The organism is Bacterioplanoides sp. SCSIO 12839, from assembly GCF_024397975.1.
Lineage (GTDB): Bacteria > Pseudomonadota > Gammaproteobacteria > Pseudomonadales > Oceanobacteraceae > Bacterioplanoides.
Genome location: NZ_CP073745.1, coordinates 1,974,496 through 2,000,586, shown reverse-complemented (window position 1 = coordinate 2,000,586; position 26,091 = coordinate 1,974,496). Strand labels below are relative to the sequence as shown.

Sequence of the window (26,091 nt, the reverse complement as noted above, 5' to 3'; positions counted from 1 at the left end):
GAAAACTACTTATTCTTTCGTCTAGCTTGCAATTTTTGTAGAAAAACTACAAATTAGCGCCCTAACTAATTCAGATGATGACTAAAATAGCTGTTCATTGGTCTGCATTTGACCCGCCATGTACGCCATTGGCGAGGTTTGTCAGGGCAAATTCAACCGAACTGTGGCTGTCACAAGCAGCCTGAATGTTGAGCCCCATGCGATACAGCAAAGCAAAATGCTATAGGAGTAAAGATGTCGACACAAACGCCAAAAATTATTTATACCGAGACCGACGAGGCGCCAGCCCTGGCGACTTACTCCTTACTTCCCATTGTTAAAGCCTTTACTCAGTCAGCAGGAATTGAAGTAGAAACCCGTGATATTTCTTTGTCAGGCCGTCTGATTTCGACACTGGGTGAATACTTGAATGAAGATCAGCGCATTGCTGATGCATTGGCTGAGCTGGGTGATCTGGCGAAGCAGCCTGAAGCAAATATTATTAAGCTGCCTAATATCAGTGCTTCGATTCCACAAATGAAGGATGCACTGAAAGAATTACGTGCCAAAGGCTATGCATTCCCTAAGTACCCGGATGAGCCGCAAAACGAAGAAGAAGCCAAAATCAAAGCCTTGTACGACAAAGTGAAAGGCAGTGCGGTTAACCCGGTGTTGCGTGAAGGCAACTCCGATCGTCGCGCCCCAGGTGCGGTGAAAGAGTATGCTCGCAAACACCCGCATTCCATGGGTGAGTGGTCTGCGGACTCCAAAACACACGTTGCTCATATGGAGCACGGTGACTTCTATGGCAGCGAGCAGTCGGTGACTGTTGCAGCCGATACCGATGTTCGCATTGAGTTTGAAGATGCATCTGGTGAAAAGCAGGTTCTGAAAGAGAAAACTGCACTGTTGGCGGGTGAGGTTATTGACTCTTCCGTCATGAGTCGCAACGCATTGCGTGAGTTCCTGGCCGCTCAGATTGACGAGTGTAAAGAGCAGGGTTTATTACTGTCTCTGCACCTGAAAGCCACCATGATGAAAGTGTCTGATCCAATTATCTTCGGTCATGCGGTTGAGGTTTTCTTTGCCGAGTTATACGAAGAGTTTGCTGAAGACTTTGCCAGCGTCAGCATCAATCCAAACAACGGCTTTGGTGATGTGGTTAATAAGATGGATCGTCTGCCTGAAGATAAACAGCAGGCGATCAAAGCAAAAATTGATGCCATTTTTGCATCCCGCACTAAGGTTGCGATGGTGGATTCCGACAAGGGTATTACCAACCTGCACGTGCCAAACGATGTTATCGTCGATGCTTCTATGCCAGCGCTGATCCGTAACTCCGGTAAGGCCTGGGATGAGAACGGCGGCCTGGCAGACACTAAAGCCATCATTCCTGATCGTTGTTATGCAGGTGTTTATCAGGAAACCATTGAATTCTGTAAGAAGCACGGCGCATTCGACCCAACGACTATGGGCACCGTGCCGAATGTTGGTTTGATGGCTCAGAAAGCAGAAGAATATGGCTCTCACGATAAAACCTTTGAAGTGCCAGGTAATGGCAAAATTTCTGTGATTGATGCAGCCGGCACTGTGCTGATGCAGCATGAGGTTGAGCAGGGTGATATCTGGCGTATGTGTCAGGCCAAAGATGCGCCGATTCAGGATTGGGTGAAGCTGGCCGTTAAACGTGCTCGCTTAACGCAAACTCCGGCTGTTTTCTGGCTGGATAAAAACCGCGCTCACGATGCACAATTAATTGCCAAGGTTGAACAATACCTGCCGCAACACGATACAGCTGGCCTGGAAATCCACATCATGGCACCGGAAGAAGCGACTCGTTTCTCGCTGGAGCGCATTAAGAACGGTGAAGATACTATTTCTGTAACGGGTAACGTGCTACGTGATTACCTGACTGACTTGTTCCCAATCATGGAGCTGGGTACCAGTGCCAAGATGCTGTCGATTGTACCGCTGATGAATGGTGGTGGTTTGTTCGAAACCGGCGCCGGTGGTTCTGCACCTAAGCATGTTCAGCAATTGCTGGAAGAAGACTTCCTGCGCTGGGATTCCCTGGGTGAATTTATGGCGCTGGCTGCTTCTCTGGAGCACCTGGCTGAAAGCACGGATAACGCTCGTGCTGCGGTTCTGGCTAAAGCACTGGATGTTGCAACGGGTGAGCTGCTGGATGAGAACAAGTCCCCAGGTCGTAAGGTGGGTGCACTGGATAACCGTGGTAGTCACTTCTTTATCGCCAAATACTGGGCTCAGGCACTGGCCGCTCAGGACGACGATACAGAGCTGAAGTCTGCCTTTGCAGCTGTTGCTGAATCATTTGCTGACAATGAAGAGAAAATTATTGCTGAGCTGGCAGCCGTTCAGGGTAAAGATGCTGATATTGGTGGCTACTACCGCCCAGATCCGCAACTGGCTGAAAAAGTGATGCGCCCAAGTGCAACGCTGAATGAGTTGGTCGAAGGCATTCGTTGCTAAGCGAATGCCTTGCCAAGAGCCTGCGAGCAGGCTCTGAGCATAAAAAAACCGCCAGTTGGCGGTTTTTTTATGGATGCTGTTTATGTGATTGCTGATGATCAGGCTTCAGCTAATTCGACTTCTGGTTGGATGCTTTGTGCTGGCTCGCTGGAGGGTTGATCGGATATTTCGCCGCCATCATCGAGTGCACGAATGTTGATGGCGTGCGTGCCTTTATCGCTGGGCTTGGTGTCAAACTGAACCGATTGGCCTGCTTTGAGGGTGCGATAACCATCCATCTGAATAGTGGAGTAGTGTGCAAAAAGATCTTCGTTGCTGTCATCTGCCAGAATAAAGCCGTAGCCTTTGGCGTTGTTGAACCACTTAACCTTCCCTGTTTTCATTCTGAACCTCCTTCTCGAGTTTGAAAGCGGGAACTGCAAAGTCAGGAGGAGTGAGCGTCGTCCTGACAGTTATATACTTACATTACGCCCGACTCATACATTCGTCAAGCTGATGGAATAGATTGTTTTGCTTGGATGCCCTTGTTTATTGGCTTGGAGGCCTTATTCAGGAAAGGTATGATGAACTTTTACTTTTACCTGACAATCTCAGATGCATCATATTTTTAAAACTCAACTAAACTCAAACCAAGATGAACCGGAATTTGATGGCGAAGGTGGCATTGCAGTAGAGCCTGCCAAGCCTGAGCTGAAGCGACCATCCATGTACAGTGTGATCATGCTAAATGATGACTACACGCCAATGGAATTTGTAGTTGAAGTGCTTCAGAAACTTTTTGGTAAAAATGCCGAAGAGGCAACGCAGATTATGCTGGCTGTGCACACGAAAGGCAGTGCAGTGTGTGCGATTTACAGTCGGGATGTAGCGGAAACGAAGGCAGCCATGGTGAACCAGTATTCCCGTGATTGTAATCATCCGCTGATGTGTGAAATCGCACCGGTAGAAGACTAACGCTGAGGAGGCGACATGCTGAATAGAGAGCTTGAGCAAACACTGAATGAAGCGTTCAAGGAAGCTCGCTCGAAACGCCACGAGTTTATGACGGTAGAGCACTTGTTATTGGCATTATTAGATAATGATGCGGCAGGTAAGGTGCTGGAGGCATGTGGCGCAGACATGACCAAGCTGCGCAAAGATTTACAGGAATTTGTTGATTCAACTACACCACTGATTCCAGATGCGGATGCAGAGCGTGAAACCCAGCCCACTCTGGGCTTTCAGCGGGTGTTGCAACGTGCCGTTTTTCACGTTCAGTCATCTGGTAAGTCAGAAGTAACCGGTGCGAACGTGTTGGTTGCAATCTTTAGTGAGCAGGAAAGCCAGGCTGTTTATTTTCTTAAGCAGCAAAATATTGCCCGTATCGACGTGGTTAACTACATATCGCATGGCATCTCCAAGGTGTCTGGTTCCGATGAGCCTTCGGAGCAAATGGGCGAGCATTCGGATGAAGATGGCGAATCTTCGGGTAAAAACGCACTGGAAGGTTATGCCACTAATCTGAATAAGGTTGCTCGGGAAGGTAAAATCGACCCACTGATTGGTCGTGATTTTGAAGTGGGTCGCCTGGTTCAGATTTTGGCGCGTCGTCGCAAAAACAATCCACTTTTGGTTGGCGACTCCGGTGTTGGCAAAACAGCCATTATCGAAGGTCTGGCAAAACGGATTGTCGATAAAGACGTTCCGGAAGTGATCGAAGATGCCGTTGTTTACAGTCTTGATATGGGTGCCTTGCTGGCTGGGACCAAATACCGGGGTGACTTTGAAAAGCGCTTCAAGGCGTTGCTTGCGGAGTTGAAAAAACAACCGCATGGCATTTTGTTTATTGATGAAATTCATACCATTATTGGTGCTGGTGCTGCCTCGGGTGGGGTAATGGATGCCAGTAATCTTCTGAAACCTTTGCTTAGCTCAGGTGAAATTCGCTGCATCGGCTCTACAACCTTTACCGAGTTCCGTGGCATCTTTGAGAAAGACAGCGCGCTGACCCGTCGCTTCCAGAAAATTGATGTGGCTCAGCCATCTGTCGATGATACCTATAAAATCCTGAAAGGCCTGAAATCTCGCTTTGAAGAGCATCATGCTATTCGCTATACCGACAAGGCGTTAAAAGCGGCAGCTGAGTTGGCAGATCGCTATATTAATGACCGTAACCAGCCCGACAAAGCCATTGATGTCATCGATGAAGTTGGGGCTCAGCAGCACTTATTGCCACAAAGTAAGCGCAAGAAAGTCATTGGTGTTCCAGAAGTTGAGCAGGTGGTGGCCTCTATTGCCCGCATTCCTCCTAAGTCGGTATCGGCTTCTGATAAAGAGCTACTGTTTAAGCTGGAAGATAAGCTATCGATGGTGGTGTTTGGCCAGGATGAGGCAATTCAGACACTGTCTACGGCGGTGAAGATGTCGCGTGCCGGGCTTAATGCACCGGAGAAGCCAATTGGCTCCTTCTTATTTGCTGGTCCAACCGGGGTTGGTAAAACCGAGGTGTCGAAACAGCTGGCGTCGGTGATGGGCATGGAGCTGGTACGCTTTGATATGTCGGAATACATGGAGCGTCATACCGTCTCCCGTCTGATTGGCGCACCTCCGGGTTATGTGGGTTACGACCAGGGCGGCTTGCTCACGGAGGCGGTCAATAAAAACCCGCATTGCGTTTTGCTGCTGGATGAAATTGAGAAGGCTCACCCGGAAGTATTCAATATCCTGTTGCAGGTGATGGATCATGGCACGTTAACTGACAACAACGGCCGTAAGACAGACTTCCGCAATGTCATTTTGATTATGACCACCAATGCTGGTGCTCAGATGATGAGTCGCAACAGTATTGGTTTTACGCATCAGGACCATACGACTGATGGTGCTGAAGAGCTCAAGAAGGTGTTTACGCCAGAGTTCCGTAATCGCCTTGATTCAGTGATTCAGTTTGCTCCGCTATCAAAAGATACCATTTTGCATGTGGTTGATAAGTTTGTTGCCGAACTGCAAGGTCAGCTGGATGAGAAACGTGTCAGTATTCTGGTGTCCGAAGAGGCGAAGCGTTGGCTGGGTGAGCATGGTTATGATGAGAAGATGGGTGCTCGTCCAATGAATCGTCTGGTTCAGGATAAAATCAAGAAGCCGCTGGCAGAGAAGATTCTGTTTGGTGAGTTAGCCAATGGCGGTGGTGAGGTTGAAATTCTGGTTGAGAATGATGATATAGCGATTGAGGTGGTAGAAGAGGTTCCGGCTTAGGAACCTCATCATCCGGCCACGGAAGGCCGGAAGAAGCACTGCTAATGGATTAGCGTGCGCGGTAGGTGATGCGACCTTTGCTTAAGTCGTATGGAGTCAGCTCCACTTTCACCTTGTCACCGGTCAGGATGCGGGTGTAGTTTTTACGCATCTTGCCTGAAATATGAGCAGTAACTACGTGTCCGTTTTCCAGTTTTACACGGAACATCGTGTTTGGAAGGGTATCAATTACTTCGCCTTCCATTTCAATGTGATCATCTTTTGCCATTCGTCACCTGTTTAGACGCTGAGCTTATGCCCGCTTGGTTAGTACAACACCCACTTGGTTAGTACAGTGCGCGCGCATTCTGCCTCAAATTCCGGTAAAAGCAAAGGGCTATCTCAGTTTCGGTCGCCACTCGTCATTAATAAAGGCATCCAGTGGTGAAAAACGAGTTTTGTAGGCCATTTTCTGGCAGCCATCCACCTGATAACCTAAATAGTTAAAGGGCAATTTAAGTCCGTGTGCCAGTATGGTCAGGGATAAGATCAAAAACATGGCCGGAGAGCGCTCCGAATGCTCAGGTTCAAAAAAGCAATATACCGATGACAGGCCGTCGTCTAATACGTCAAACACCAGACTGCCGATCAGCTTTTCTCCCAGGTAGGCTGATAAAAAACGGGTATTGCCAAAATCTTCCAGCAAAAATCCCTGGTATTGCTCAAAATGAGGAGGATACATATCGCCATCAGAGTGTCGTTCATTGATGTAGCGCTTGTAGGTTGGGTAGTGCAATGCACCATCAACTGGCAGCTCAACCTTGAGTGTTAGATCTCGATTCTTTTTCAAAATACGCCGATGAGAGCGTGAAAGTGTCAGTTGCTGAGCTTGAATGCGTACTGACTGACAAGCATTGCAGCTTGGGCATTCTGGGCGATAAACAACCCGCCCGCTGCGACGAAAGCCATTTTGGCTGAGCAGGCTAAGCTCTTGCTGATCCAGTTTTAAATGCGGGTCAACGTACAAGCTGCGTGAACGCTGTTGTGGCAGGTATGAGCAAGGTTGAGACTCATGGGGCAGATAAACGCGGATTTGTTTCATCTCATGCGCTCGCTGAAACCCATAATGCGGATGGTAGCTTGAGCTGGGTTCTTTCTTGTATTGCCTGTCGCAGTTGTGCTTCGAATTGAGCTCTGGAGATCTCCAGAGCGCCAAATTGAGCCAGGTGTTCGGTGTGCATCTGGCAATCAATCATCCGGATACCATGCTCAAACAGCAATGGTGCGGTTACACCAAAGGCAATTTTTGACGCGTTGGACTCCCGGGAGAACATCGATTCGCCAAAAAATACCTGGCCTTTAAGCAGGCCATAACAGCCGCCAACCAAATCACCATCGGGGTTCCAGAGTTCGATGCTTAGTGCCCTGCCACTACGCAGCATACGCTGATAGCTGGTTATGATGTCATCATCAATCCAGGTGCCGGACTCCTCGGCTCGGGGGGCGGCACAAGCCTGAATCACGCGCTCAAATGCCTGATTCAGCGTGACGGTGTAGTTTTTTGCGCGATTGATCAGTTTTTTTACGGTTCGTGGGATTCGGAATGATTCCGTCGTAATCACGGCCCGTGGTGCGGGTGTCCACCATAGACGCACTTCATCCGGGTCGTTCCAGGGAAAAATACCCCGGCGATAAGCCTGATCCAGCCACAAAGGCGATGTACAACCTCCGGCCGCCAGTAAGCCATTAGGTTCGTCCAGTGCCTGGTGGCTGGCGGGGAAAAAAGGTGGTTGTGCTGCATCAAGCCAGTCAATCATGTAAAACCCGTGGTAAACTCTCGTCTTTGCTTATTTAGTGTAACAGGAACACGATTTGTCCGAAGATAAGTCTTTGAAGGATTCAGATGTTTTAGCGTCTTCGTTAACGGCTGAGGCTGATGCATCTCAACCGAAACGTGGTGGTCGGAACAAACGTCAGGACGTTGTTTTTCTTCTGATGGTGGTCGGTTCGCTGTTATTGCTAACCGCCTTGATGTCTTATTCGCCAGAACAAGGTGGCTGGAGTGCAGTTGGCTCTGATAGTCCACAAAATGCAGCCGGACGGGTGGGAGCTTATCTGGCGGATTTCCTGTTTCACTCTCTGGGCCTGCTGGCATTTGCTTTTCCTCTTTTGATTATTGCCCGTATTGCATTGTTATTTCGCTCACGGCGAGAACCTTATGAGCCCTGGTACATCCGCAGTTTAGGGATCATTCTGATTATCATGACGCTGAGCGCGCTGGCGGAAGTGAGTATCTGGCAGACGCCTTGGCTGCCAGCGGGAGCGGGAGGGGCGCTGGGTAAAAGCCAAATAGAATTATTGTTGCCGTTGTTTGGTTTTATTGGTTCGGTCATGATCCTCACGGCTGCATTGGCACTGGGTCTGGTTCTGTATCTGGAGTTTTCCTGGCTGGCGGTGTTTGAACAAATTGGCGGGTGGCTGATGGACATGCCAATGCGATTTGGCCAAAGGGATCACGCAGATCGAGAGGCTGTCAAAGTTACTGGACCACAAGTTACTGAACCACAGGTGACCGATTCACAAGTTTCTGAGTCACAGGCTACCGAAGCTCAAAAGCCAAAGCGTGGATTCTGGAGCTCTCTTAAAGCGAAGCGCTCAGAGGCTCGGTCGGAGCGAAACAAAGCAGTCAGCACCGTTCTAAAGGATGATCCGGTAGAGCCTTTATTTTCTGACATGGATGAATTAGCCGATTCTGATGATATTCCGCTGATGACGGAAGCATTAGTTCCTGAGGCATCTGATACTGAAGTGTCTGATGTGGAGGTCTTTTCGCCGGTTGAGCAATCTGCGCCGCTAAAAACTCAAAGAAAGGCTCAGAACGGCACGGCAAAAGCAGTCGATACTTCAGCTTCATTGGCCATTCCTAATGCTGCGACCACTCCTGTTTCCGTGACGACGCCGGTAGCGTCATCAAGCGATTCTGCGGATAAAGAGATTCCAATCCAGCCGCTGGAGAAAAAAGAAACCGGTGTTTCCGAACGAGCCGCCCGTGAGTTACAGGGCAGTTTGTTTAAATCGGACCAACCACTTCCGTCGATTGCTTTGCTGGATCCACCACGTACCGATCAGGGCGCAGGATTCTCCCCCGAGCGACTGCAGGATATGTCGCAAATGCTGGTGCAGAAGCTGGCTGATTTTGGCGTAAAAGTCGAAGTCACTGCCGTGGCGCCGGGGCCGGTGATTACTCGGTTTGAGATTCAGCCTGCTCCTGGCGTTAAGGCCAGCAAAATCTCGGGTCTAGCGCGAGATTTGGCGCGTTCTATGGCAATGGTTGCGGTGCGCGTGGTGGAAGTTATTCCGGGTAAATCCGTGATGGGTATCGAGGTGCCCAATGAAAATCGTGCCATGGTGTCGATTTCTGAGGTACTGGCTTCGAAAGAATATGACAAAGGCAAATCGCCACTGACCATCGCTCTGGGCCATGATATTGGCGGCAACCCCATCGTGACTGATTTGGCCAAGGCGCCACATATGCTGGTGGCTGGTACCACAGGGTCGGGTAAATCGGTAGGTGTAAACGCCATGCTGCTGTCATTGCTGTTTAAGGCTACACCAGAAGAGCTGCGCCTGATTCTGGTTGACCCCAAGATGCTCGAGCTTTCGGTCTATGAAGGTATTCCACACCTGTTGACGCCAGTAATAACCGATATGAAAGAAGCGCACAATGGCTTGCGCTGGTCGGTTGAGGAGATGGAGCGCCGTTATCAGCTGATGGCGGCCATGGGGGTTCGTAATATTGCCGGCTTTAACAAAAAGGTTAAAGACGCGCTGGATGCCGGTCAGCCGATCGTTGATCCGACCTGGCAGATTGACCAATCCTTTGATACCACGCCACCAACGCTGGAACCTCTGCCTTATATCGTGATTGTGATCGACGAATTTGCCGACATGATGATGATGGTGGGCAAAAAGGTTGAAGAACTGATTGCCCGTGTTGCCCAGAAAGCCCGTGCGGCGGGCATTCATATGATTCTGGCGACCCAGCGCCCGTCGGTGGATGTCATTACTGGCTTGATTAAAGCCAACGTGCCGACCCGGATTGCCTTTCAGGTGTCATCCAAAATTGATTCCCGTACCATTCTGGATCAGGGTGGTGCAGAGCAGCTGCTGGGTCATGGTGATATGTTATTTATGCCGCCTGGCAGTGCTTTGCCTGAGCGGGTGCATGGTGCCTTTGTCGATGATGATGAAGTTCACCGCTTGGTTGCCGAATGGAAGCAGCGCGGTGAGCCGGAATACATCGAAGAAATCACCCAAGGCGGGGAAGGTGATGGTGTGCCGGGTATGGAAGGCGGCGATGAAAAAGATGACCTGTACGATCAGGCGGTGGCATTTGTTACTGAATCCGGTAAATGTTCTATTTCGTCGGTTCAGCGTAAATTACGGATCGGCTACAACCGCGCTGCACGTCTGGTAGAAACCATGGAAGCCTCGGGTGTGGTTTCGCCACCGGCTCATAATGGTGCTCGGGAAGTAATTGCACGCGCTGCACCACAATAGAGTAGCGCCGCAATAAAACCGCACTGCAAAAATATTTACTGTTAACTTTATTTTGATCAATCTGCTAGGAAAGTTCTGACGATGTTCTCTCGCATGATATGGCTGTTCACTCTGTTAATTAACCTGTCCTGGTTTGGTGTTCCGGCCTATGCCGATACAAGCCAAGCTAATGACAAGAGCGTGACTAATGAAAAGGCGCTGGCGTCATTTTTATTGGCACTGGAGGGCATGGAAAACTTTCAGGCCAGCTTTGTTCAATCATCCAAAACACAAACTGGCGAAATCCTGCAGCAAATGGAAGGTTCGTTAAGTGTCGCCAAGCCCGGAAAAATGCGTTGGCAAACTGAAGATCCCTTTGCTCAGCTGGTGGTGTCGGATGGCCAGTTAATCTGGGTTTACGATATGGATCTGGAGCAGGTCACGATTCGTAATATGGATCAGCGCGTTCAGGAAACTCCGGCCTTGCTGCTGAGTGGCAATACGCAGGAGATTGATGCCAGCTTTGTTGTCAGCAAAACCACTGCTGATGAAAACGTGATTTATCAGCTGGTGCCAAAAGACTCCAGCCAGTTATTTCAGTCGCTGGAGTTTCATTACCGCGACCATATTCTGCAAGGCATGAAAATTTATGATGCGGCTGGTCAGATCACCGACATTGTGTTCACTCAGCAAAAACAAAATCAGGTAATTGATGAGCAAGCTTTTGTGTTTGATGTGCCGGAAGGTGTGGATGTAATTGACGGTCGTTCACTTTGAAAACTACCTGCATTGCCATCACTGCGTTAAAAATAAGTTCCGAATGCTCATTTATTCCTTATAAATTGCGTGTTCTCACTTATTTTGTGCCTTGTGCTGGCTGCCTCGGAAACGTTTTCAATATTCAGCGCGCTATATCTGTAGGTGGTTATGTCTGACGATTTATTTGGCTCACATCAACCCGCTTACGAGCCACTGGCATCGCGGTTGCGGCCACAAACCCTGGATGAATACGTCGGTCAGGAACATGTGGTTGGCCCAGGCACACCGTTGCGCCGCAGTCTTGATAATGGCGAATTACATTCGATTATCTTCTGGGGGCCGCCGGGGGTGGGTAAAACCACACTGGCCCGACTGATTGCTCATTATGTTGATGCCAGCTTCTTGACCATCAGTGCAGTAATGTCAGGTGTAAAGGATATTCGTGATGCCGTGGTACGCGCTCAACAAAGCCGTGCTGCCGGGCGCAAAACCGTGCTTTTTATTGACGAAGTACACCGCTTTAACAAGTCTCAGCAAGATGCGTTTTTGCCTTATGTGGAAGATGGCACCTTTTTGTTTGTTGGCGCGACCACAGAAAACCCTTCATTTGAACTGAATAATGCACTGTTATCGCGGGCTCAGGTGTACATTCTTAAAAGCCTGCTGCCTGAACAGATTGAGCAGGTTCTGCAACAGGCGCTGGCTAAGCTCGATGGTGCGCCGCAAGTTGAAGCACAAGCCTTACAGCGTATTGCTCAGGCCAGTGATGGTGATGCACGAAAATCTCTTAACTTGCTGGAATTTGCTTTGCAATTGGCTAAAGCCGAAGGTCGATTGGATATTGAAGTGGTTGACCAGTTGCTGGCCAATAATCTGCGCCGTTTTGATAAGGGCGGTGAGGCGTTTTACGATCAGATTTCTGCCTTGCATAAATCCGTGCGTGGTTCTGATCCGGATGCAGCCATGTACTGGTTTGTGCGCATGCTGGACGGCGGTTGTGACCCGCTTTACATCGCTCGGCGTGTGGTGCGTATGGCATCGGAAGATATTGGCAACGCCGATCCGCGAGCTTTAGCCTTGTGTACCAATGCATGGGATGTACAAACCCGGCTTGGCAGCCCGGAGGGCGAACTGGCGATTGCTCAGGCAGTGGTGTATCTGGCGTGTGCGCCAAAAAGCAACGCCGTGTATATGGCGTATAACAATGCCCGGGCCATGATTGCGGAGCAACCCAGTTATGAGGTGCCGCTGCATCTGCGTAATGCGCCAACCAAACTGATGAAAGAGTCGGGTTATGGTGAAGAATATCGCTACGCCCATAACGAACCAGAAGCTTTTGCTGCCGGTGAAAACTATTTCCCGCCGGAGCTCAAAGACACGCACCTATATGAACCAACACCGCGTGGGCTGGAAGGTAAGATCGGTCAAAAGCTGGAGTACTTGCGGCAGCTGAATCAGCAATCGTCGCAGCAGCGTTATCCGAAAGAGGAGCACTGATATGGCGCTGTTATGGATTGGTCTTGGCGGTGCACTAGGGGCGATATCTCGTTATCTGGTGGCAACCGCTATCTTTAAATGGCTGGATAAGCCATTTCCTTATGGCACCCTGTCGGTGAACCTGCTAGGCTCCTTCGCCATTGGCGTGGCCTATATCTGGTTAGTACAACACCAGTGGGGCGGAGATCACCACAAGCAACTGGCGATGGTGGGTTTCCTTGGTGCGTTTACAACATTTTCCACCTTCTCTTTAGAAAGTATTACCCTGATACAGCAAGAGCGCTGGATGGCAGCGTTAAGCTATATGGGAATCAGCCTGATGGGGTGTTTGTTGGCGACATTGTCCGGAATGTGGCTGGCCCGGTGGTTATCAGAATCGATTGGTTAACAATTATTATTTTTTTGGAAAAAGTAGAAGCAGACGAATGCTGGACATCAAATTTATTCGCGACAATCTGGATCAGGTAAAAGCAGGCCTGGCGAAAAAGGGATTCACCTTTGACGATATCGAATTTAAGCGTCTGGACGAAGCACGTAAATCGTCGCTGACCAAAGCTCAGGCGTTGCAGGCTGAGAAGAAAAAGGCCTCGAAACAGATTGGTGCATTAATCGGCCAGGGCATGTCGCCTGAAGATGCCAAGGCTCAGGTGATGGGCAGTATTGATGCTGATATTACCGAAGCGGAAGCGGCAGCCAAGCAAGCTGAACAGGCATTGCAGAATCTGCTGATGAGCATTCCGAATGTGCCGCATGATGAGGTGCCACACGGTAATGATGAAGAAGACAACGTTGAAGTAGCTGTTTGGGGTGAGCCAACACAGTTTGAGTTTGAAGCCAAAGATCACGTTGATCTGGGTGAGCCGCTGGGCCTGAGCTTTGATGCTGGCGCAACGGTTGCTGGTTCTCGTTTTGTTGCTATGTCCGGCAAGATGGCCCGTCTGCACCGCGCGTTAGCTCAGTTTATGCTGGACACCCACAGCGAAGCACACGGTTATGAAGAAACCTACACGCCGTATCTGGTGAATAAGGATGCGCTGGAAGGTACCGGTCAGCTGCCTAAATTTGAAGAAGATCTGTTTAAGATTCCTAATGCTCAGGGCGATAAAGATCTCTATCTGATTCCAACCGCTGAAGTGCCGGTTACCAACTTACTGCGTGAAAATATTTCAACGCAGGAATTACCGATTAAGAAGGTTGCCCATACGCCGTGTTTCCGTTCTGAGGCGGGTAGTTATGGTCGTGATACCCGTGGCATGATTCGCCAGCATCAGTTTGACAAGGTTGAGCTGGTTCAGTTTGTTAAAGCCGGGGATTCCGATGCCGCATTAGAAGAACTGACAGGTCATGCTGAAGCGATTCTGCAGAAGCTGAATCTGCCGTACCGCAAAGTGATTTTGTGTGGTGGCGATTTGGGCTTTTCTGCGGCCAAAACTTACGATCTGGAAGTATGGCTGCCGGGTCAGCAAAAATACCGTGAAATCTCTTCCTGCTCTAACTTTGAAGATTACCAGGCACGTCGCATGGGTGCTCGCTGGCGTAATCCGGAAACCAATAAGCCGGAATTACTGCACACTCTGAACGGCTCCGGTCTGGCGGTTGGTCGTACCATGGTGGCGGTGCTGGAAAACTACCAGCAAGTCGACGGTTCTATTGTTGTGCCGGAAGCTTTGCGCCCTTATATGGGTGGCTTAGAATTAATTAGCTAATCGTTTTTATAGTTAATTGGCTAGAAGGCCAGCTGGCCTGAGCTTGATAAGAGATAGACAATCATGATGAATTTACCCCTTGTGTTCCGGGGGGATCATGCCTCCTTTGTTGTGGTGGGTGGTGGCAACATCGCCCAGCGCAAAATTCGCACGCTGCTCCAGGCAAATTGCCCTTTGCAGGTGGTTGCCCCTGAGCTGCCGCACGACCTGCAACAACAAATCCTTAATAGCCCACAAGCTAATTGGCAGGCCCGGCTGGCGGATGAGTCGCTGGATTTTGCCGACGCCGGATTTGTAGTACTAGCGACCGACAATGGCGAGCTGAATCAGGCGCTGGCGACAAAGGCCCGAAGCGAAGGGCGTAAAGTCTGCCGGGTTGATCAGACAACTGACAACGATTTTATCTTTCCGGCGGTGATTGATCGCTCTCCAGTGCTGGTGGCGGTATCCACCAGTGGTGGCTCTCCAGCTCTAACGCGTTATCTGAAAGAGCGACTTGAAGCCTTTTTGCCGCTGGAGTACGCCGACTTGGGCAATCTGATGCAGTCGTTGCGCGAGCGCATTAAGCAAAAGCTGCCCGCCAAAGAACGAGCGGCATTCTGGCGCCGCTGGATACACTCGAATGTGCCGGAGCTGGTGATATCGCGTCAGCCTGAGCGTGCTGAGGCGTTAAGTGAAGCACTGATTGCCGGTTCTGAAGAAACTTGTGGTGAAGCGTATCTGGTAGGTGCCGGCCCTGGTGATCCAGACTTATTGACCTTTCGCGCTTTACGTCTGATTCAGAGTGCGGATGTGGTGTATTACGACCGATTGGTAAATCCAAGAATCCTGGAATTTATCTCGCCGGATGCCGAAAAGTTTTATGTTGGCAAAGCCAAAAGTGATCATGCGGTACCTCAGGAAGGTATTAACCAACTGCTGGTTAAATCCGCTCAGCAAGGCAAGCGGGTGTTGCGCTTAAAAGGCGGTGATCCGTTTATTTTTGGTCGTGGCGGTGAAGAAATTGAAGAGTTGGCCGAAGCCGGAGTGCCATTTCAGGTAGTGCCGGGGATTACCGCAGCCAGCGGTTGTGCCTCGTATTCCGGCATTCCGCTGACCCATCGAGATCACGCCCAAAGTGTTCGTTTTGTGACCGGCCACTTAAAAGATGGTACGTGTAACTTACCCTGGCATGAATTGATACATCCGCACCAAACGCTGGTGATTTATATGGGGTTAACCGGAATCCCGGTGATCTGTCAGCAGTTGATGGATCATGACATGGCTGCGGACACCCCAATTGCTTTGATCGAGAAGGGCACCTTGCCGGATCAGAAAGTGCATATATCAACGATTGCTGATATGCCTGCTTATGTCGCTGAACATACCTTGCAGGCGCCAACATTAACGGTAATTGGCTCTGTTGTGTCTCTTCATGAAAAGCTTGCCTGGAAATCCTGATCTAAAGTGTCAATACGTATAAAGTCAGCATTTCTACTAACTTAGACTATGCTTATTCCTGAATGGTCATAAATCATCCGGGAATAATCATGAGTCTGCTTAACTCTTTAAGTATCAAGGCAAAAATCTTCGTTTTAGCTGGCGTGGCCATATTGGGCTTTATTTTTAACCTGATGGTTAGCGCCAATATTAACAGCGCCAATTCAGATCGCCTGCAAATGATCCAGGAAACATTTTTCCCGGTTGTTCAGGATTCAAAAGCAAACCTTGTCAGACTTGAGCAGATAAAAGAACTGTTCTCGACCGCTGTCAGTACCGGAGAAATGGATTTTGTAGCGAATGCTGAAAAAATCAAAGAGCAGGTGAATCTTAGTCTGAATATGCTTGAACAAATCTGGAGTGAGCGAGCTTCAGAAGTGCAGGCCACTCGCTCGGCATTTGATTTGTACTTTACATCCGCTAAAACGCTGTCGGTTGGTATGCTCGACGGTTCGCTTGACCCATCATTAATCGCTAGCACGGTTGATGAGATGAATAAAAACCTGAATCAAACCAAAACCTTGATGGAAGTATATTCGGAAGAGGGTTTGTCGGCATTTAATCAAACGGTCGATGCTTCTAATCAGGCCGCCAAAAATGCACTGTCTGTTGGCGTTACGATTACGCTGGTCGCAATTGTTGTTATTTCTTTTGTCGCATGGACCACCAGTTCGGTGATAGGCAAAGCTGTACGCAACCTGGTTCGCTCATTGAGAGGGATTGCCACGGGTGATGGTGATTTAACGCAACGAATCGAAAAGACATCCAATGACGAGCTGGGTGAAGTCGTTGAATGGTTTAATCAGTTTGTCGACAAACTCCACCACAATATCGGCGAAGTGGTGAATTCAACACGACCACTGGCCGGCGTCTCTGACGACCTACGCAATCTGACCAGTCAGACTTCAGCCATTGCTGAAAGTCAGAATCATGCAACTGAGGTGGTATCAGATGTTGTGGCCCAGATGGTAGGTAGTGTTCAGGAAGTCTCTGGCAATGCCAGCTCGGCTGCTGAGGCTGCAACAGAGGCAGATGCAGCAGCCAAACAAGGACGGGAAATTGTTTCGGATACAGTTGCCAGTATTAATAGCCTGGCAACTGAGGTTGAACGAGCCAGTGACGTAATCAAGCAATTAGAGTCTGATACGGCGAATGTCGGCAGTATTCTGGATGTGATCAAAGGTATTGCAGAACAAACCAATCTGCTGGCTTTAAATGCCGCGATTGAAGCGGCCCGGGCTGGTGAGCAGGGGCGTGGCTTCGCAGTGGTTGCTGATGAAGTAAGAACCCTGGCATCCAGAACGCAAGATTCAACCCAGGAAATTCAAAGTGTGATTGAGCAGTTGCAGACGGCCGCCCAGTCTGCGGTATCGGTCATGAGTGAGAGTCAGCAACGAGCTCAGAGCAGTGTCTCGCAGGCGGCTAAAACGGACGAAAGCCTGCAGGCGATTACGGAAAAGGTCGGTTCGATCAGTCGCATGAATTCTGATATTGCCAGCGCAACCGAGCATCAGCAGCAAGCTGCCCTGAGCATTAAAGACAATGTGGTCGAAATTAAACACCGTTCTGAAGAGGCGATGAGCGCCGTTCATCAAGTAGAAGCGGCCAGTGGATCGCTGACCAGTATTTCCAAGAGCCTGCAGACGGTGACAGATCAGTTCAAAGTCTGAGGCTCAGTTCGGGTATGAGCCTCAGATGTTGACGAATGCATTAGGCGCTGGTGAGTGCGTTTTTATCGCGCTGCTGCCAGGCCGATATGCAGCGATCAAAAGCCGCGTCATAATCACTGCTTTTTTCGATGGCGCATAACGCCAGTGCAGCCGTTTTAACCACGGCTTGTTCTGCGTATTCACTTTGTAGCTGGCCGCACCATAAGTCACTCAGATGTTTCGGTGAGGTATCTTTTGGCTTGTCTTCAAACAGGCTTTTGTCATTTGAAATAACAATTTCGCCTTGCTCTCCGTTAAAGCAATATTGTGCGACACACTTACGCTCCGGATTGACCTCAAATTCCCCGCCCTCACCTTTAATAACCAGTGCATCATGATTCAGCAGCGCGGCAGCACCGCAATGCATGGCTTTATAGTTGGGGTGGAAAATTCCCTGAACGCTTGGGACGTGTTGCGGAGAGATGGTTTTCAACACCGTGTTGATCGGAGAGCGAACACCCAGAACGGATTTCAGCAACAGCCATTCCTGCAAGCACGGATTGATTGCTGAGCAGGGAAGGTAGGCCAGGGTGTGCTGGCTCATTTCGCTGGCATTAGAGAGTTGTGGCAAGCCGAATTGTTCAAATACTTCGTGCAGGTAAATCCGGCCTTCGGTGTGTGACAGGCTGCCATGAAATAAGATCTTATAACCCATTTGACTGAGTAATAGTGCTGAAAGCAGGCACCAGAATGGTTGTCGGCGTTTGCCGGCATAGCTCGCCCAGACCAGATCGGCATTGAGGTCGCTGGGAAGATATTCGCTGATAGCTTTGGCAAAGCCTGCAATTTCCTGCTCATCTTCTTCAAGCACTCGCATCAGCATAAAAATCGCCCCAAGCTGCTCCGGGCGATAATCTCCCTTCAGCATATTGCTCATGGTGTAGTGAGCTTCATCGAGCGTCATATGCCGACTGGCATTTTTTCCACGAGCCAGAATGCGGACGTATTCTGCGAGGTCGTGTTTTTCCTGGGTGCTCATCAGAGGCAGTTCTCCGGTCGGGGTAGTCCGGCAATTTTAGCGGCCAGCTTGGCCGGACTACCGGGAAATAGTGTTAACAGATAGATACTGGAGGATTTCTCCGCGCCCAGTGTTTGCTTAAGGTATTTGCTGAGAGGGCGCATGGCTGGCGAAACATCGTATTCCTGATAGAAATCACGCAGTGCATGGAGTATTTCCCAGTGCTCCGAGGTCAGTGTAATGTTCTCGGAGTGCGCCAGCTGCTTCGCGACATCGGCATTCCAATCATTCAGATTCGCCAGGAATCCATCTTTATCCGTGCTTATGGAAGTCATTGTCATTAAAAAACGAGTTGGTGTCTGCTGTTTTTCTGAAGTGCTTTCAGGTCTTGTGTTGCAAGTGGTTGTGCGTTGTCAGGGTGTTCTTTATCACCGTCTTCCAAATAGAAAACCTGATCGCAATCATACATGGCTAGCGCGCTGATCAGCTTGCTGGCTGATTTGCCGCCGGGGCGTAATGCAGGCAGATCCTTCTGTAACCAGCGTTTACCTTCACCACTGAAAACAAACGCGACTTTCTGCTCAAATGCCGCGCATGCCATGCCAAGCTCCAACGGCTCCAGATCCAATGTAGGCGAGGTTGTAATATGAATCAGCAGGTCGGCTGTGGCGTCGTCGTTGTTAGAGGAGGCTGATGTATGAGTGGTCTGGGCGTGTTCGCTAAACTGTACCAGTTGGTCGGATTCAGCAACGGCCTCGGCCATTTCACCCAGCCCGGTCAGGGCAAAACCATCAGCCAGATTCGCCATGCTGTTGTAACGTGCCGCTTCTGTTTTATCAAAAAGACCCCGACGCAGGCTGTTGGCGATACAAGCCTGCAATGGAAAGTTAACTTCCTGTGCCAGGGCTTGCCATAGTTCGACAATACTGGGCTGGCCCTGAATAGGCTGCTGATTGCTCAGGCCTGCAAGAATGGCATCCTGATAAAAAAACACTCTGAGGATGTCATGCTCTTCAGAGGCTTTCTGAATAAATTCCATTGCCCTCAGATGGCTATCAAATGTGAACGGGCTTTGGTTTAAAAAAATGGAAATTCTGGCCATGGTGCAAACTCTTCAGATCAGGCGATCATGATAAGTGGCAATGCTTTGAATGAAAAGAATCGGCTATCGCATTGATTTAATAGAAAAATTTTAAAATAAAGTATTGCACTAAGAAAAAAAGTGGGTATCATACGCCTCGCGCTGGAGGGATGGCTGAGCGGTTGAAAGCACCGGTCTTGAAAACCGGCATAGGTTAATAGCCTATCTAGGGTTCAAATCCCTATCCCTCCGCCACTTATTCTAAAACCCTGCTTACCATTGGTAAGCAGGGTTTTTTCGTTTTTAGCCTTGTTAATAAATGCTCATGGAGTGGGGGCGGTGCTATACCTGCCTCATAGCTGAAATATAAGCCACCACCGAACGCGCCAGAGCATTTAGGTCATACCCTCCTTCGAGCGCAGACAAGAGAGGCGTATTGCGCTTTTGAGCGAGCTTGCAGATCCACTCTCCCAGCCAGCGATAATCATCATCCTGAAGATTTAACTCTGCCATCGGGTCAGCTTCGTGCGCATCAAATCCGGCTGAAACCAGAATCAGCTCCGGGGCAAAGCCCGATAGCGCATCATGCCAGCCCGAATACACTGCCTCACGGAACGCCGCGCTGTTTGTGCCTGATTCCAGAGGGATGTTGATGACATTGTTGTAAAAATCCACCTGATAGTGGGAGTTTGGATAAAACGGATGCTGAAAGCTTGAGCAGATTAAAAATCTGGGGTCGTTGGCGAGAATATCAATCGTGCCATTTCCCTGGTGAGCATCAAAGTCGATCACCGCAATTCGATTTAAATGGTGAATCTCAGCGGCACGCAGGGCTGCGATGGCGATGTTGTTAAAAAAGCAAAAACCCATGCTTTTATTATTTTCAGCATGATGACCCGGCGGTCGCACACCAACAAACGCATTGGTGTGATGGCTTTTATTAAGCAAGACATCATCCAGAGCCTGAGTGACTGTGCCGACAGAATAAAGGGCGGCCTCGAGTGACCCCGGCGCCATTGGAGTGTCTTCGTCAACGTATATATGCCCTTGCTCTGGCTGAATCAATTGTAATTGTTGGTAATAACCATGACTGTGAGCACGGACAATGTCCGGGGTATGGGCCATACTTCCTTGTATGATGTCGAGCTTCTCCCACAAGCCGGACTGTTTAAGACCCTGCTCAATCGCCAGAATGCGCAAAGCATGTTCTGGGTGGTCATCCCCGGTATGATGGGCAAAGTGTTGTTCGAAGGTGTAATAAGCCGTCGTCATAATGCGTCAGAATCAGTATTTTTTGTCAGTGTAACGGTGTAATCACTGTACGCAACTAAACTTATGGACCACTTGATATGGGTACACGCTCGCTTGAACTTTTTTTTCAGCCATCCAGTATTGCCGTTATTGGTGCATCTGAACGGGAAGGGAGCCTGGGTGGGGCGATTGTTCGAAACTTATTAGGCAGTGAGTTCAGTGGTCAGATAATCCCGGTCAACAGTCGTGGGTATCCAACAATTTATGATTTGCCGGCAGTTTCCAGAATCGGAGAGCTGGAGGAAGTTCCTGATCTGGCAATTATCTGCACGCCAGCCGATACCGTGCCCAAGGTTATCAAGCAGCTTCATAAAAAAGGCGTAGGTGCAGCCATGCTGCTGACTGGTGGTATTGCCCGTGCGCGCTCCTGGCAGTTTCGCCCTTCATCCGATCGCCTTGATCATGTTGTCGAACAAACCCGAATGCGTATTTTGGGCCCTGATTGCCTGGGTATTGTGATGCCGTGGCGAAATCTGAATGCCAGCTTTCTTCATGTACCGGTGCGCAAAGGCAATATTGCCTACATTGGCCAGTCGGGCACGTTGGCTTCAGGCGTAATGGATTGGGCCTACAGTCGAAATATCGGCTTCTCTCATGTGATGACACTCGGCAAGAGTCAGGATGTCAGCTTGCCTGATTTAATTGATTACGTTGTGCAGGAGCCTCATGTTCGCACCATCTTAATTCAGCTGGATGAAATTGGTTCAGGTAAGGCGTTGGTTCGTTCGTTGCGGGCTGCTTCGCGCCACAAGCTGGTGCTAGCCGTTAAAAATAACCGTTTCCAACAAAGCCCCCTCAGTCGCATTGAAACACCAAAAGGTCTGAGGAGCCGGGATTCGTTGATTGATGAAACCCTGGCAAGAGCGGGTGTGTTGCGTGTATCTGCCACGGATGAGTTGTTTGATTGCGTTGATGCCCTGAGTCCGCGGCAAAAAACGTTTGGTCCGCGACTGGCGATTGTTGCGAATGGGCGTGGTCCGGCAATTCTGGCCATGGATCGACTGATTCATGATCATGGTCGGCTTGCTGAACTCTCAGAAAAAACTCGCTCACACCTGAGGGGCTTGCTTCCGGAGTACGTTAAAACCAGCAATCCGGTATTGCTAAATCCAGAGTTAAAGCCCAACCAGTTGGCGGCCGTTGTGAATACCCTGGTTACTGACCGCAAGGTAGATGCTGTGCTGGTGATCAATATTCCAAGCCTGGGTAATGACAGCATGGCGAATGCCAGGGCGCTGGGAGAGTTAACCCGCAAAACACAAAAAACCATCCTGACAAGCTGGATGGGGGAGCACACCGCCGAAGATTCGAGGGAATACTTTGACCAACAAGGTATTCCTACCTTTGATACACCCGACAATGCCATTAAGTCCTATATGTACATGGTGCAGCATCAGAGGACTCAATCGCTGCTACGAGAGACCCCTGAAAGTCTTGAAATTCCGATCTCTCAGATGCATGAGGATGTTGATCGCCAGATTCTCGAAAGCCATCGCCCCGGCGATTATTTGTTGCCAACCTATGCCTGGGCTTTGTTGGAATCCTATGGTTTTGCAGTGTGTGAAAATCACTATTGCAACACCATTACCGAGATGCTGACACTGGCTCAGCGTATCGAGAAGCCCTGGGTGCTGAGAGTTCATCACCGCGATTATCTGTATCCGTTTGCCTATGGTGACAACCCTCGCGAGCGGCTGCGTGCTGTGGCCCGGGAAATCTATAAAGAAAGCGATCTAGCGCCAGCTGCTGAGCGGCTTGAGAGCTCCATTGCTGAGGCCTTTCCTCACAGCCCGGTATTAGGCTATACCGTGCAGAAACAGTATCGCGCTTTGGACAATCTGCAGTTTTCTTTTGGTATTGGTCGTGATGATGAACTTGGGCCGTATATCTTTTTTGGTGGTGGTGGTTCAACGGCAGATATTCTGGTGGATCGCGAGGTCGCACTGCCGCCGTTAAATGCCAATTTGGCCGAGAAGCTGATCAAGCGCACGCATTTTTACAAAGTCCTGAGCGAGCGATCCGATAATCTTGAGCGTGAGCTGATCACGTTGGAGCGTTGGCTGGTAGCGTTATCTCACATGGTACTGAACCACCCATGGATCGCGGGTTTTGAGGCAAACGCCATTCGTCAGCAAGTAGGGCGATACCGTGTGATTGGTGTCGCTGGAGAGGTGGGGTTACCGGTTAAGCCAGCCATGCAGCCATATCCGGTCGAGCTGGAAGATCAATATCAGAGCAAGCATGATAACCACTATCGGATTCGTCCAATTCGGGGAGAGGATGAGCCGCTGCTGGAGCAGTTTTATCAGCGTCTGAGTCAGGAGTCTTTGCGTTTGCGCTTTTTCACCGCAAGGCGGCAATTTGATCACAAAGAGCTGGCTCGCTTTACCCAAATTGATTACGACCGAGAAATGGCATTTGTCGCCATTCGTGATAACAAATTATACGGCGTGGTGCGAGCCTGGGTAGACCCGGATGATGTCACGGCTGAGTATTCAGTGATTATTGATGATGAATGTCGTGGCGAAGGATTGGGGCATCATTTGATGACGCGCATCATTGAGTATCTCACTGATCGTGGTGTCCTGCAGGTATTTGGTACGGTATTACCACACAACTCTGGTATGCTGGGGCTTTGTGAGCATCTGGGTTTTGTTTTGCACAACAATATGGAAGAGGGTGTTGTTGATGTGGTCAAGGAGTTGAATCCAATGCAATACGGCTGGCAGCGCAAGAAAATGTTAACTTTCCGTTAACATCTTATGGCTTCGGGTTGTCAGATGGTGTCAGCAACGGCATCATTGTTTTTTTAGAATTTTTGCTGGCTCACTCCTTAATATGAGTCGGCTGATTGGTAGAGGTAATACTCTCTTGATTAAGGTTTTGGTCGTTGATGATCATGAATTGGTTCGCTCGGGAATATCGCGAATCCTTGCTGATCAAAATGGCATTGAGGTAATTGGAGAAGCTGCCAGTGGAGAGGATGCAGTCCAGTTTGCCAAAGACACGCCGCCCGACATCATTTTAATGGATGTCCACATGCCTGGCATTGGGGGGCTTGAAGCCACCCGTAAAATTTTACGTCAGAACTCTGAGATTCATGTTATTGCGGTATCTGCCTGTGATGACAACCCGTTTGCATCGCGCCTGTTGCAAGCAGGCGCAAGCGGCTATATCACTAAGGGCGCGGACGCTGCAGAAATGTACAATGCCATCCTGAAAGTGAAAACAGGGCAGAAATACATCAGCTCAGAGATTGCTCAGCGCATGGCGCTTAAGCCATTCCAGCAAGACCAGGCTTCACCTTTTGATGAGCTTTCCGAGCGTGAAATGCAGATATCTCTGATGATTGTGGGATGTCAGAAGGTTCAGGCCATCAGTGAAAAGCTTTTTTTAAGCCCCAAAACGGTTAATAGCTACCGTTATCGTATCTTCGACAAGCTGAACATCGAAAGCGATGTGGAGCTTACCCTGCTTGCCATTCGCCATGGCCTGGTTGACCCTGCGGTAGACCCGGGCGTTTCCGCCTGATGGCGGCGTTTGATATTCCTGCTTTTCTCAACACCCTGAGCCAACGTGCCGGGGTGTATCGCATGTTTTCTGCTGATGACGAGTTGTTATACGTCGGCAAAGCCAAAAACCTTAAGAATCGAGTTTCCAGTTACTTTCGCGCTCGCGGGTTGAACACCAAAACGGTAGCGCTGGTGGGACGTATTGATCACATTGAAGTGACAGTAACGGCTAACGAAGCGGAAGCCTTGTTGCTTGAGCAAACACTGATCAAGCAGCACAAGCCGCCTTACAACATCCTGCTGAAGGATGGCAAATCCTACCCGTTTTTGCACCTTTCTGATCACGAATACCCTTTGCTGGCCTATCGTCGAGGCAAACGCAAAAAAGACGGCCGCTACTTTGGCCCTTATCCCAATAGTGGTGCGGTTCGCGAAGCGCTGAATCATTTGCAGCGCTTGTTTTTGCTGCGCTCCTGTGAAGATTCCTATTTTAAGCATCGCAGTCGTCCTTGCCTGCAGTATGAGATTAAGCGTTGCTCCGCACCGTGCGTTGGTAAAATTTCACAGGCTGATTATCAGCGCGATATCGACCATGCGCGCATGTTTTTGCAAGGTAAAAGTCGTGAGCTGATCGTTTTGTTGCAGGATGAAATGCAGCAAGCCTCGGAGCAATTGCAGTTTGAGCGTGCCGCCGAGCTGCGAGATCAAATTGAGATGATGCGCCGCATCCAGGAAAAGCAGTTTGTTGATGGCGGTTCTGGCAACGCAGACGCTTGGGCAATTGTTGATTGGCAAGGTGTGTTGTGTATCCATCGCCTGACCTTTCGCAATGGCCGGTTAACCTCCAGTCAGAACTTTTATCCTGAGAACAAAGCGGGTGAGTCATTGGCAGAACTGCTGGTTGAGTTTGTCAGTCAGTTTTACCTGGCGGATCACGCCATTGATGGCTTGCCACGGGATCTGATTGTTGAGGCTGATAAAGATCAACTGCAACCTTTGCTGGATGCCATTCAATTGCAATTCCAGAAGAAAGTGCAGCACTCGGCTGGCGTACGTGGTTCGAATCGCCAATGGCTGCATATGGCTCAGGAAAATGCCAGAACGGGTGCTCAAACTAAAATTTCAGGTCGCCAGGCCGCCTTAAATAAGCTGGAGCGAGTGGCCGATTTGCTTACTTTGCCATCCGTGCCGAAACGGATTGAGTGTTTTGATATCTCACACTCCAAAGGTGAGGCAACCTATGCGTCATGCGTTGTGTACGGCGAAGAGGAAGGCTTAACCAAATCCCGCTACCGCCGCTTTTCCATTAAAGGCGTTGCCGCTGGCGATGATTACGCCGCATTAGATCAGGCGGTTACCCGCCATTTAACTCGCCTGATAGAACAGCAGGACCTCCCGGATCTGCTGTTGATTGATGGTGGTAAAGGGCAGATTAATCGAATTGATGACGTTCTGAATGCCTTGAATTTGTCGGGCAAGGTTCAGGCTTTTGGTATTTCTAAAGGTGAAACCCGCAAATCCGGTTGGGAATTCTTATGGGAAGCCAACGCAACACGCCCTATAATGCCCGACGCTCATGACGAAGGATTTCGTTTATTGCAAATGGTGAGGGATGAGGCTCACCGTTTTGCCATTACTGGACACCGGAAAGAGCGGGCCAAAAGCCGTGGAGAATCTGGCCTTGAGAAATTACAGGGCGTGGGTCCGAAACGACGCCGTGAGCTGCTGCTTCATTTTGGCAGTTTAAAAAACATGCGCAGTGCGCGAAAAGAGGAACTGGAGAAGGTTCCTGGAATCAGTAAAAAGCTTGCCGGCCAAATATTTTCACAGCTTCACGGCGAGCATCAGGAGTAACCGTTCG

The 26,091-nt window shown here is 49.6% G+C and carries 21 protein-coding genes and 1 tRNA gene; 14 read left to right on the top strand and 8 right to left on the bottom strand.

The window, feature by feature from the left end:
• Positions 1-234: 234 nt before the first annotated feature.
• Complete coding sequence (locus KFF03_RS09260) at positions 235-2,469, top strand: NADP-dependent isocitrate dehydrogenase (protein WP_255856610.1); 2,235 nt, start codon at positions 235-237, stop codon at positions 2,467-2,469.
• Positions 2,470-2,567: 98 nt separating this feature from the next.
• Here KFF03_RS09260 and cspD read toward each other — a convergent pair whose 3' ends face one another.
• Positions 2,568-2,852, bottom strand: coding sequence for a cold shock domain-containing protein CspD (gene cspD / locus KFF03_RS09255; RefSeq protein ID WP_304941496.1), 285 nt, complete (start codon positions 2,850-2,852; stop codon positions 2,568-2,570).
• 211 nt (positions 2,853-3,063) lie between these two features.
• Here cspD and clpS point away from each other — a divergent pair, with 211 nt between their 5' ends.
• Together clpS and clpA are read left to right on the top strand one after the other, a co-directional pair.
• On the top strand, positions 3,064-3,423 hold the full coding sequence (gene clpS, locus KFF03_RS09250) for an ATP-dependent Clp protease adapter ClpS (protein WP_255856609.1): 360 nt from the start codon (positions 3,064-3,066) through the stop codon (positions 3,421-3,423).
• A 15-nt stretch (positions 3,424-3,438) separates the two neighbouring features.
• Complete coding sequence (gene clpA, locus KFF03_RS09245; RefSeq protein ID WP_255856608.1) at positions 3,439-5,700, top strand: ATP-dependent Clp protease ATP-binding subunit ClpA; 2,262 nt, start codon at positions 3,439-3,441, stop codon at positions 5,698-5,700.
• Between the two features lie 49 nt (positions 5,701-5,749).
• On the opposite strand, the gene infA is transcribed toward clpA, so the two are convergent.
• From infA to aat, 3 genes are all read right to left on the bottom strand, one after another.
• Positions 5,750-5,968 (bottom strand): translation initiation factor IF-1, encoded by a 219-nt coding sequence (gene infA / locus KFF03_RS09240; protein ID WP_255856607.1) that lies wholly within the window; start codon positions 5,966-5,968, stop codon positions 5,750-5,752.
• A gap of 108 nt (positions 5,969-6,076) precedes the next feature.
• On the bottom strand, positions 6,077-6,781 hold the full coding sequence (locus KFF03_RS09235) for an arginyltransferase (RefSeq protein ID WP_255856606.1): 705 nt from the start codon (positions 6,779-6,781) through the stop codon (positions 6,077-6,079).
• A gap of 1 nt (position 6,782) precedes the next feature.
• Positions 6,783-7,496 (bottom strand): leucyl/phenylalanyl-tRNA--protein transferase, encoded by a 714-nt coding sequence (aat, locus tag KFF03_RS09230; protein WP_255856605.1) that lies wholly within the window; start codon positions 7,494-7,496, stop codon positions 6,783-6,785.
• A gap of 55 nt (positions 7,497-7,551) precedes the next feature.
• On the opposite strand from aat, the gene KFF03_RS09225 reads away from it, so the two are divergent.
• From KFF03_RS09225 to KFF03_RS09195, 7 genes are all read left to right on the top strand, one after another.
• Complete coding sequence (locus KFF03_RS09225) at positions 7,552-10,239, top strand: DNA translocase FtsK (protein WP_370647400.1); 2,688 nt, start codon at positions 7,552-7,554, stop codon at positions 10,237-10,239.
• 81 nt (positions 10,240-10,320) lie between these two features.
• Positions 10,321-10,995, top strand: a complete 675-nt coding sequence (gene lolA, locus KFF03_RS09220) for an outer membrane lipoprotein chaperone LolA (protein ID WP_255856604.1) — start codon at positions 10,321-10,323, stop codon at positions 10,993-10,995.
• Positions 10,996-11,145: 150 nt separating this feature from the next.
• Positions 11,146-12,474, top strand: coding sequence for a replication-associated recombination protein A (locus tag KFF03_RS09215; RefSeq protein WP_255856603.1), 1,329 nt, complete (start codon positions 11,146-11,148; stop codon positions 12,472-12,474).
• A gap of 1 nt (position 12,475) precedes the next feature.
• A complete protein-coding gene (gene crcB, locus KFF03_RS09210) occupies positions 12,476-12,862 on the top strand; it encodes a fluoride efflux transporter CrcB (protein WP_255856602.1) in 387 nt (128 codons plus the stop codon).
• Between the two features lie 37 nt (positions 12,863-12,899).
• Positions 12,900-14,180, top strand: coding sequence for a serine--tRNA ligase (serS, locus tag KFF03_RS09205; RefSeq protein ID WP_255856601.1), 1,281 nt, complete (start codon positions 12,900-12,902; stop codon positions 14,178-14,180).
• 63 nt (positions 14,181-14,243) lie between these two features.
• On the top strand, positions 14,244-15,620 hold the full coding sequence (gene cysG, locus KFF03_RS09200; protein WP_255856600.1) for a siroheme synthase CysG: 1,377 nt from the start codon (positions 14,244-14,246) through the stop codon (positions 15,618-15,620).
• A gap of 89 nt (positions 15,621-15,709) precedes the next feature.
• Complete coding sequence (locus tag KFF03_RS09195; RefSeq protein ID WP_255856599.1) at positions 15,710-17,329, top strand: methyl-accepting chemotaxis protein; 1,620 nt, start codon at positions 15,710-15,712, stop codon at positions 17,327-17,329.
• A gap of 40 nt (positions 17,330-17,369) precedes the next feature.
• Here the strand turns inward: KFF03_RS09195 and KFF03_RS09190 are convergent, their stop codons facing one another.
• Genes KFF03_RS09190 through tusD form a run of 3 tightly spaced genes read right to left on the bottom strand, consistent with a single transcriptional unit; the run spans position 17,370 to position 19,428 of the window.
• Positions 17,370-18,347: a glycosyl transferase family protein gene (locus KFF03_RS09190; protein ID WP_255856598.1), complete on the bottom strand. Its 978-nt coding sequence runs from the start codon at positions 18,345-18,347 to the stop codon at positions 17,370-17,372.
• Positions 18,347-18,667 carry a TusE/DsrC/DsvC family sulfur relay protein gene (locus KFF03_RS09185; RefSeq protein ID WP_255856597.1) on the bottom strand — a complete coding sequence of 107 codons (321 nt, stop codon included), beginning with the start codon at positions 18,665-18,667 and terminating at the stop codon, positions 18,347-18,349. Before KFF03_RS09185 ends, KFF03_RS09190 begins: the two co-directional genes overlap by 1 nt.
• A complete protein-coding gene (gene tusD, locus KFF03_RS09180) occupies positions 18,667-19,428 on the bottom strand; it encodes a sulfurtransferase complex subunit TusD (protein WP_255856596.1) in 762 nt (253 codons plus the stop codon). The genes KFF03_RS09185 and tusD overlap by 1 nt, the downstream gene beginning before the upstream one ends.
• Before the next feature lie 143 nt (positions 19,429-19,571).
• Between tusD and KFF03_RS09175 the strand changes: the two genes are divergently transcribed.
• Positions 19,572-19,662, top strand: a tRNA-Ser gene (locus KFF03_RS09175).
• 87 nt (positions 19,663-19,749) lie between these two features.
• On the opposite strand, the gene KFF03_RS09170 is transcribed toward KFF03_RS09175, so the two are convergent.
• A complete protein-coding gene (locus tag KFF03_RS09170) occupies positions 19,750-20,679 on the bottom strand; it encodes a histone deacetylase family protein (RefSeq protein WP_255856595.1) in 930 nt (309 codons plus the stop codon).
• A 77-nt stretch (positions 20,680-20,756) separates the two neighbouring features.
• Between KFF03_RS09170 and KFF03_RS09165 the strand changes: the two genes are divergently transcribed.
• The 3 genes from KFF03_RS09165 (at position 20,757) to uvrC (ending at position 26,084) form a co-directional block, all read left to right on the top strand.
• Positions 20,757-23,474 carry a GNAT family N-acetyltransferase gene (locus KFF03_RS09165; RefSeq protein ID WP_255856594.1) on the top strand — a complete coding sequence of 906 codons (2,718 nt, stop codon included), beginning with the start codon at positions 20,757-20,759 and terminating at the stop codon, positions 23,472-23,474.
• A 115-nt stretch (positions 23,475-23,589) separates the two neighbouring features.
• Positions 23,590-24,249, top strand: a complete 660-nt coding sequence (gene uvrY, locus KFF03_RS09160; protein ID WP_255860885.1) for a UvrY/SirA/GacA family response regulator transcription factor — start codon at positions 23,590-23,592, stop codon at positions 24,247-24,249.
• Positions 24,249-26,084, top strand: coding sequence for an excinuclease ABC subunit UvrC (uvrC, locus tag KFF03_RS09155; protein WP_255856593.1), 1,836 nt, complete (start codon positions 24,249-24,251; stop codon positions 26,082-26,084). Before uvrY ends, uvrC begins: the two co-directional genes overlap by 1 nt.
• Positions 26,085-26,091 lie beyond the last annotated feature (7 nt).

Bases quoted from the DNA above. Each gene is read 5' to 3' on its own strand.
- KFF03_RS09235 (WP_255856606.1), bottom strand. From the start codon at position 6,781: ATGAAACAAATCCGCGTTTATCTGCCCCATGAGTCTCAACCTTGCTCA.
- KFF03_RS09195 (WP_255856599.1), top strand. From the start codon at position 15,710: ATGAGTCTGCTTAACTCTTTAAGTATCAAGGCAAAAATCTTCGTTTTA.
- clpS (WP_255856609.1), top strand. From the start codon at position 3,064: ATGCATCATATTTTTAAAACTCAACTAAACTCAAACCAAGATGAACCG.
- serS (WP_255856601.1), top strand. From the start codon at position 12,900: ATGCTGGACATCAAATTTATTCGCGACAATCTGGATCAGGTAAAAGCA.
- tusD (WP_255856596.1), bottom strand. From the start codon at position 19,428: ATGGCCAGAATTTCCATTTTTTTAAACCAAAGCCCGTTCACATTTGAT.
- cysG (WP_255856600.1), top strand. From the start codon at position 14,244: ATGATGAATTTACCCCTTGTGTTCCGGGGGGATCATGCCTCCTTTGTT.
- KFF03_RS09170 (WP_255856595.1), bottom strand. From the start codon at position 20,679: ATGACGACGGCTTATTACACCTTCGAACAACACTTTGCCCATCATACC.
- crcB (WP_255856602.1), top strand. From the start codon at position 12,476: ATGGCGCTGTTATGGATTGGTCTTGGCGGTGCACTAGGGGCGATATCT.
- cspD (WP_304941496.1), bottom strand. From the start codon at position 2,852: ATGAAAACAGGGAAGGTTAAGTGGTTCAACAACGCCAAAGGCTACGGC.
- lolA (WP_255856604.1), top strand. From the start codon at position 10,321: ATGTTCTCTCGCATGATATGGCTGTTCACTCTGTTAATTAACCTGTCC.
- infA (WP_255856607.1), bottom strand. From the start codon at position 5,968: ATGGCAAAAGATGATCACATTGAAATGGAAGGCGAAGTAATTGATACC.
- KFF03_RS09185 (WP_255856597.1), bottom strand. From the start codon at position 18,667: ATGACAATGACTTCCATAAGCACGGATAAAGATGGATTCCTGGCGAAT.
- aat (WP_255856605.1), bottom strand. From the start codon at position 7,496: ATGATTGACTGGCTTGATGCAGCACAACCACCTTTTTTCCCCGCCAGC.
- KFF03_RS09215 (WP_255856603.1), top strand. From the start codon at position 11,146: ATGTCTGACGATTTATTTGGCTCACATCAACCCGCTTACGAGCCACTG.
- KFF03_RS09260 (WP_255856610.1), top strand. From the start codon at position 235: ATGTCGACACAAACGCCAAAAATTATTTATACCGAGACCGACGAGGCG.
- uvrC (WP_255856593.1), top strand. From the start codon at position 24,249: ATGGCGGCGTTTGATATTCCTGCTTTTCTCAACACCCTGAGCCAACGT.
- KFF03_RS09165 (WP_255856594.1), top strand. From the start codon at position 20,757: ATGGGTACACGCTCGCTTGAACTTTTTTTTCAGCCATCCAGTATTGCC.
- clpA (WP_255856608.1), top strand. From the start codon at position 3,439: ATGCTGAATAGAGAGCTTGAGCAAACACTGAATGAAGCGTTCAAGGAA.
- KFF03_RS09190 (WP_255856598.1), bottom strand. From the start codon at position 18,347: ATGAGCACCCAGGAAAAACACGACCTCGCAGAATACGTCCGCATTCTG.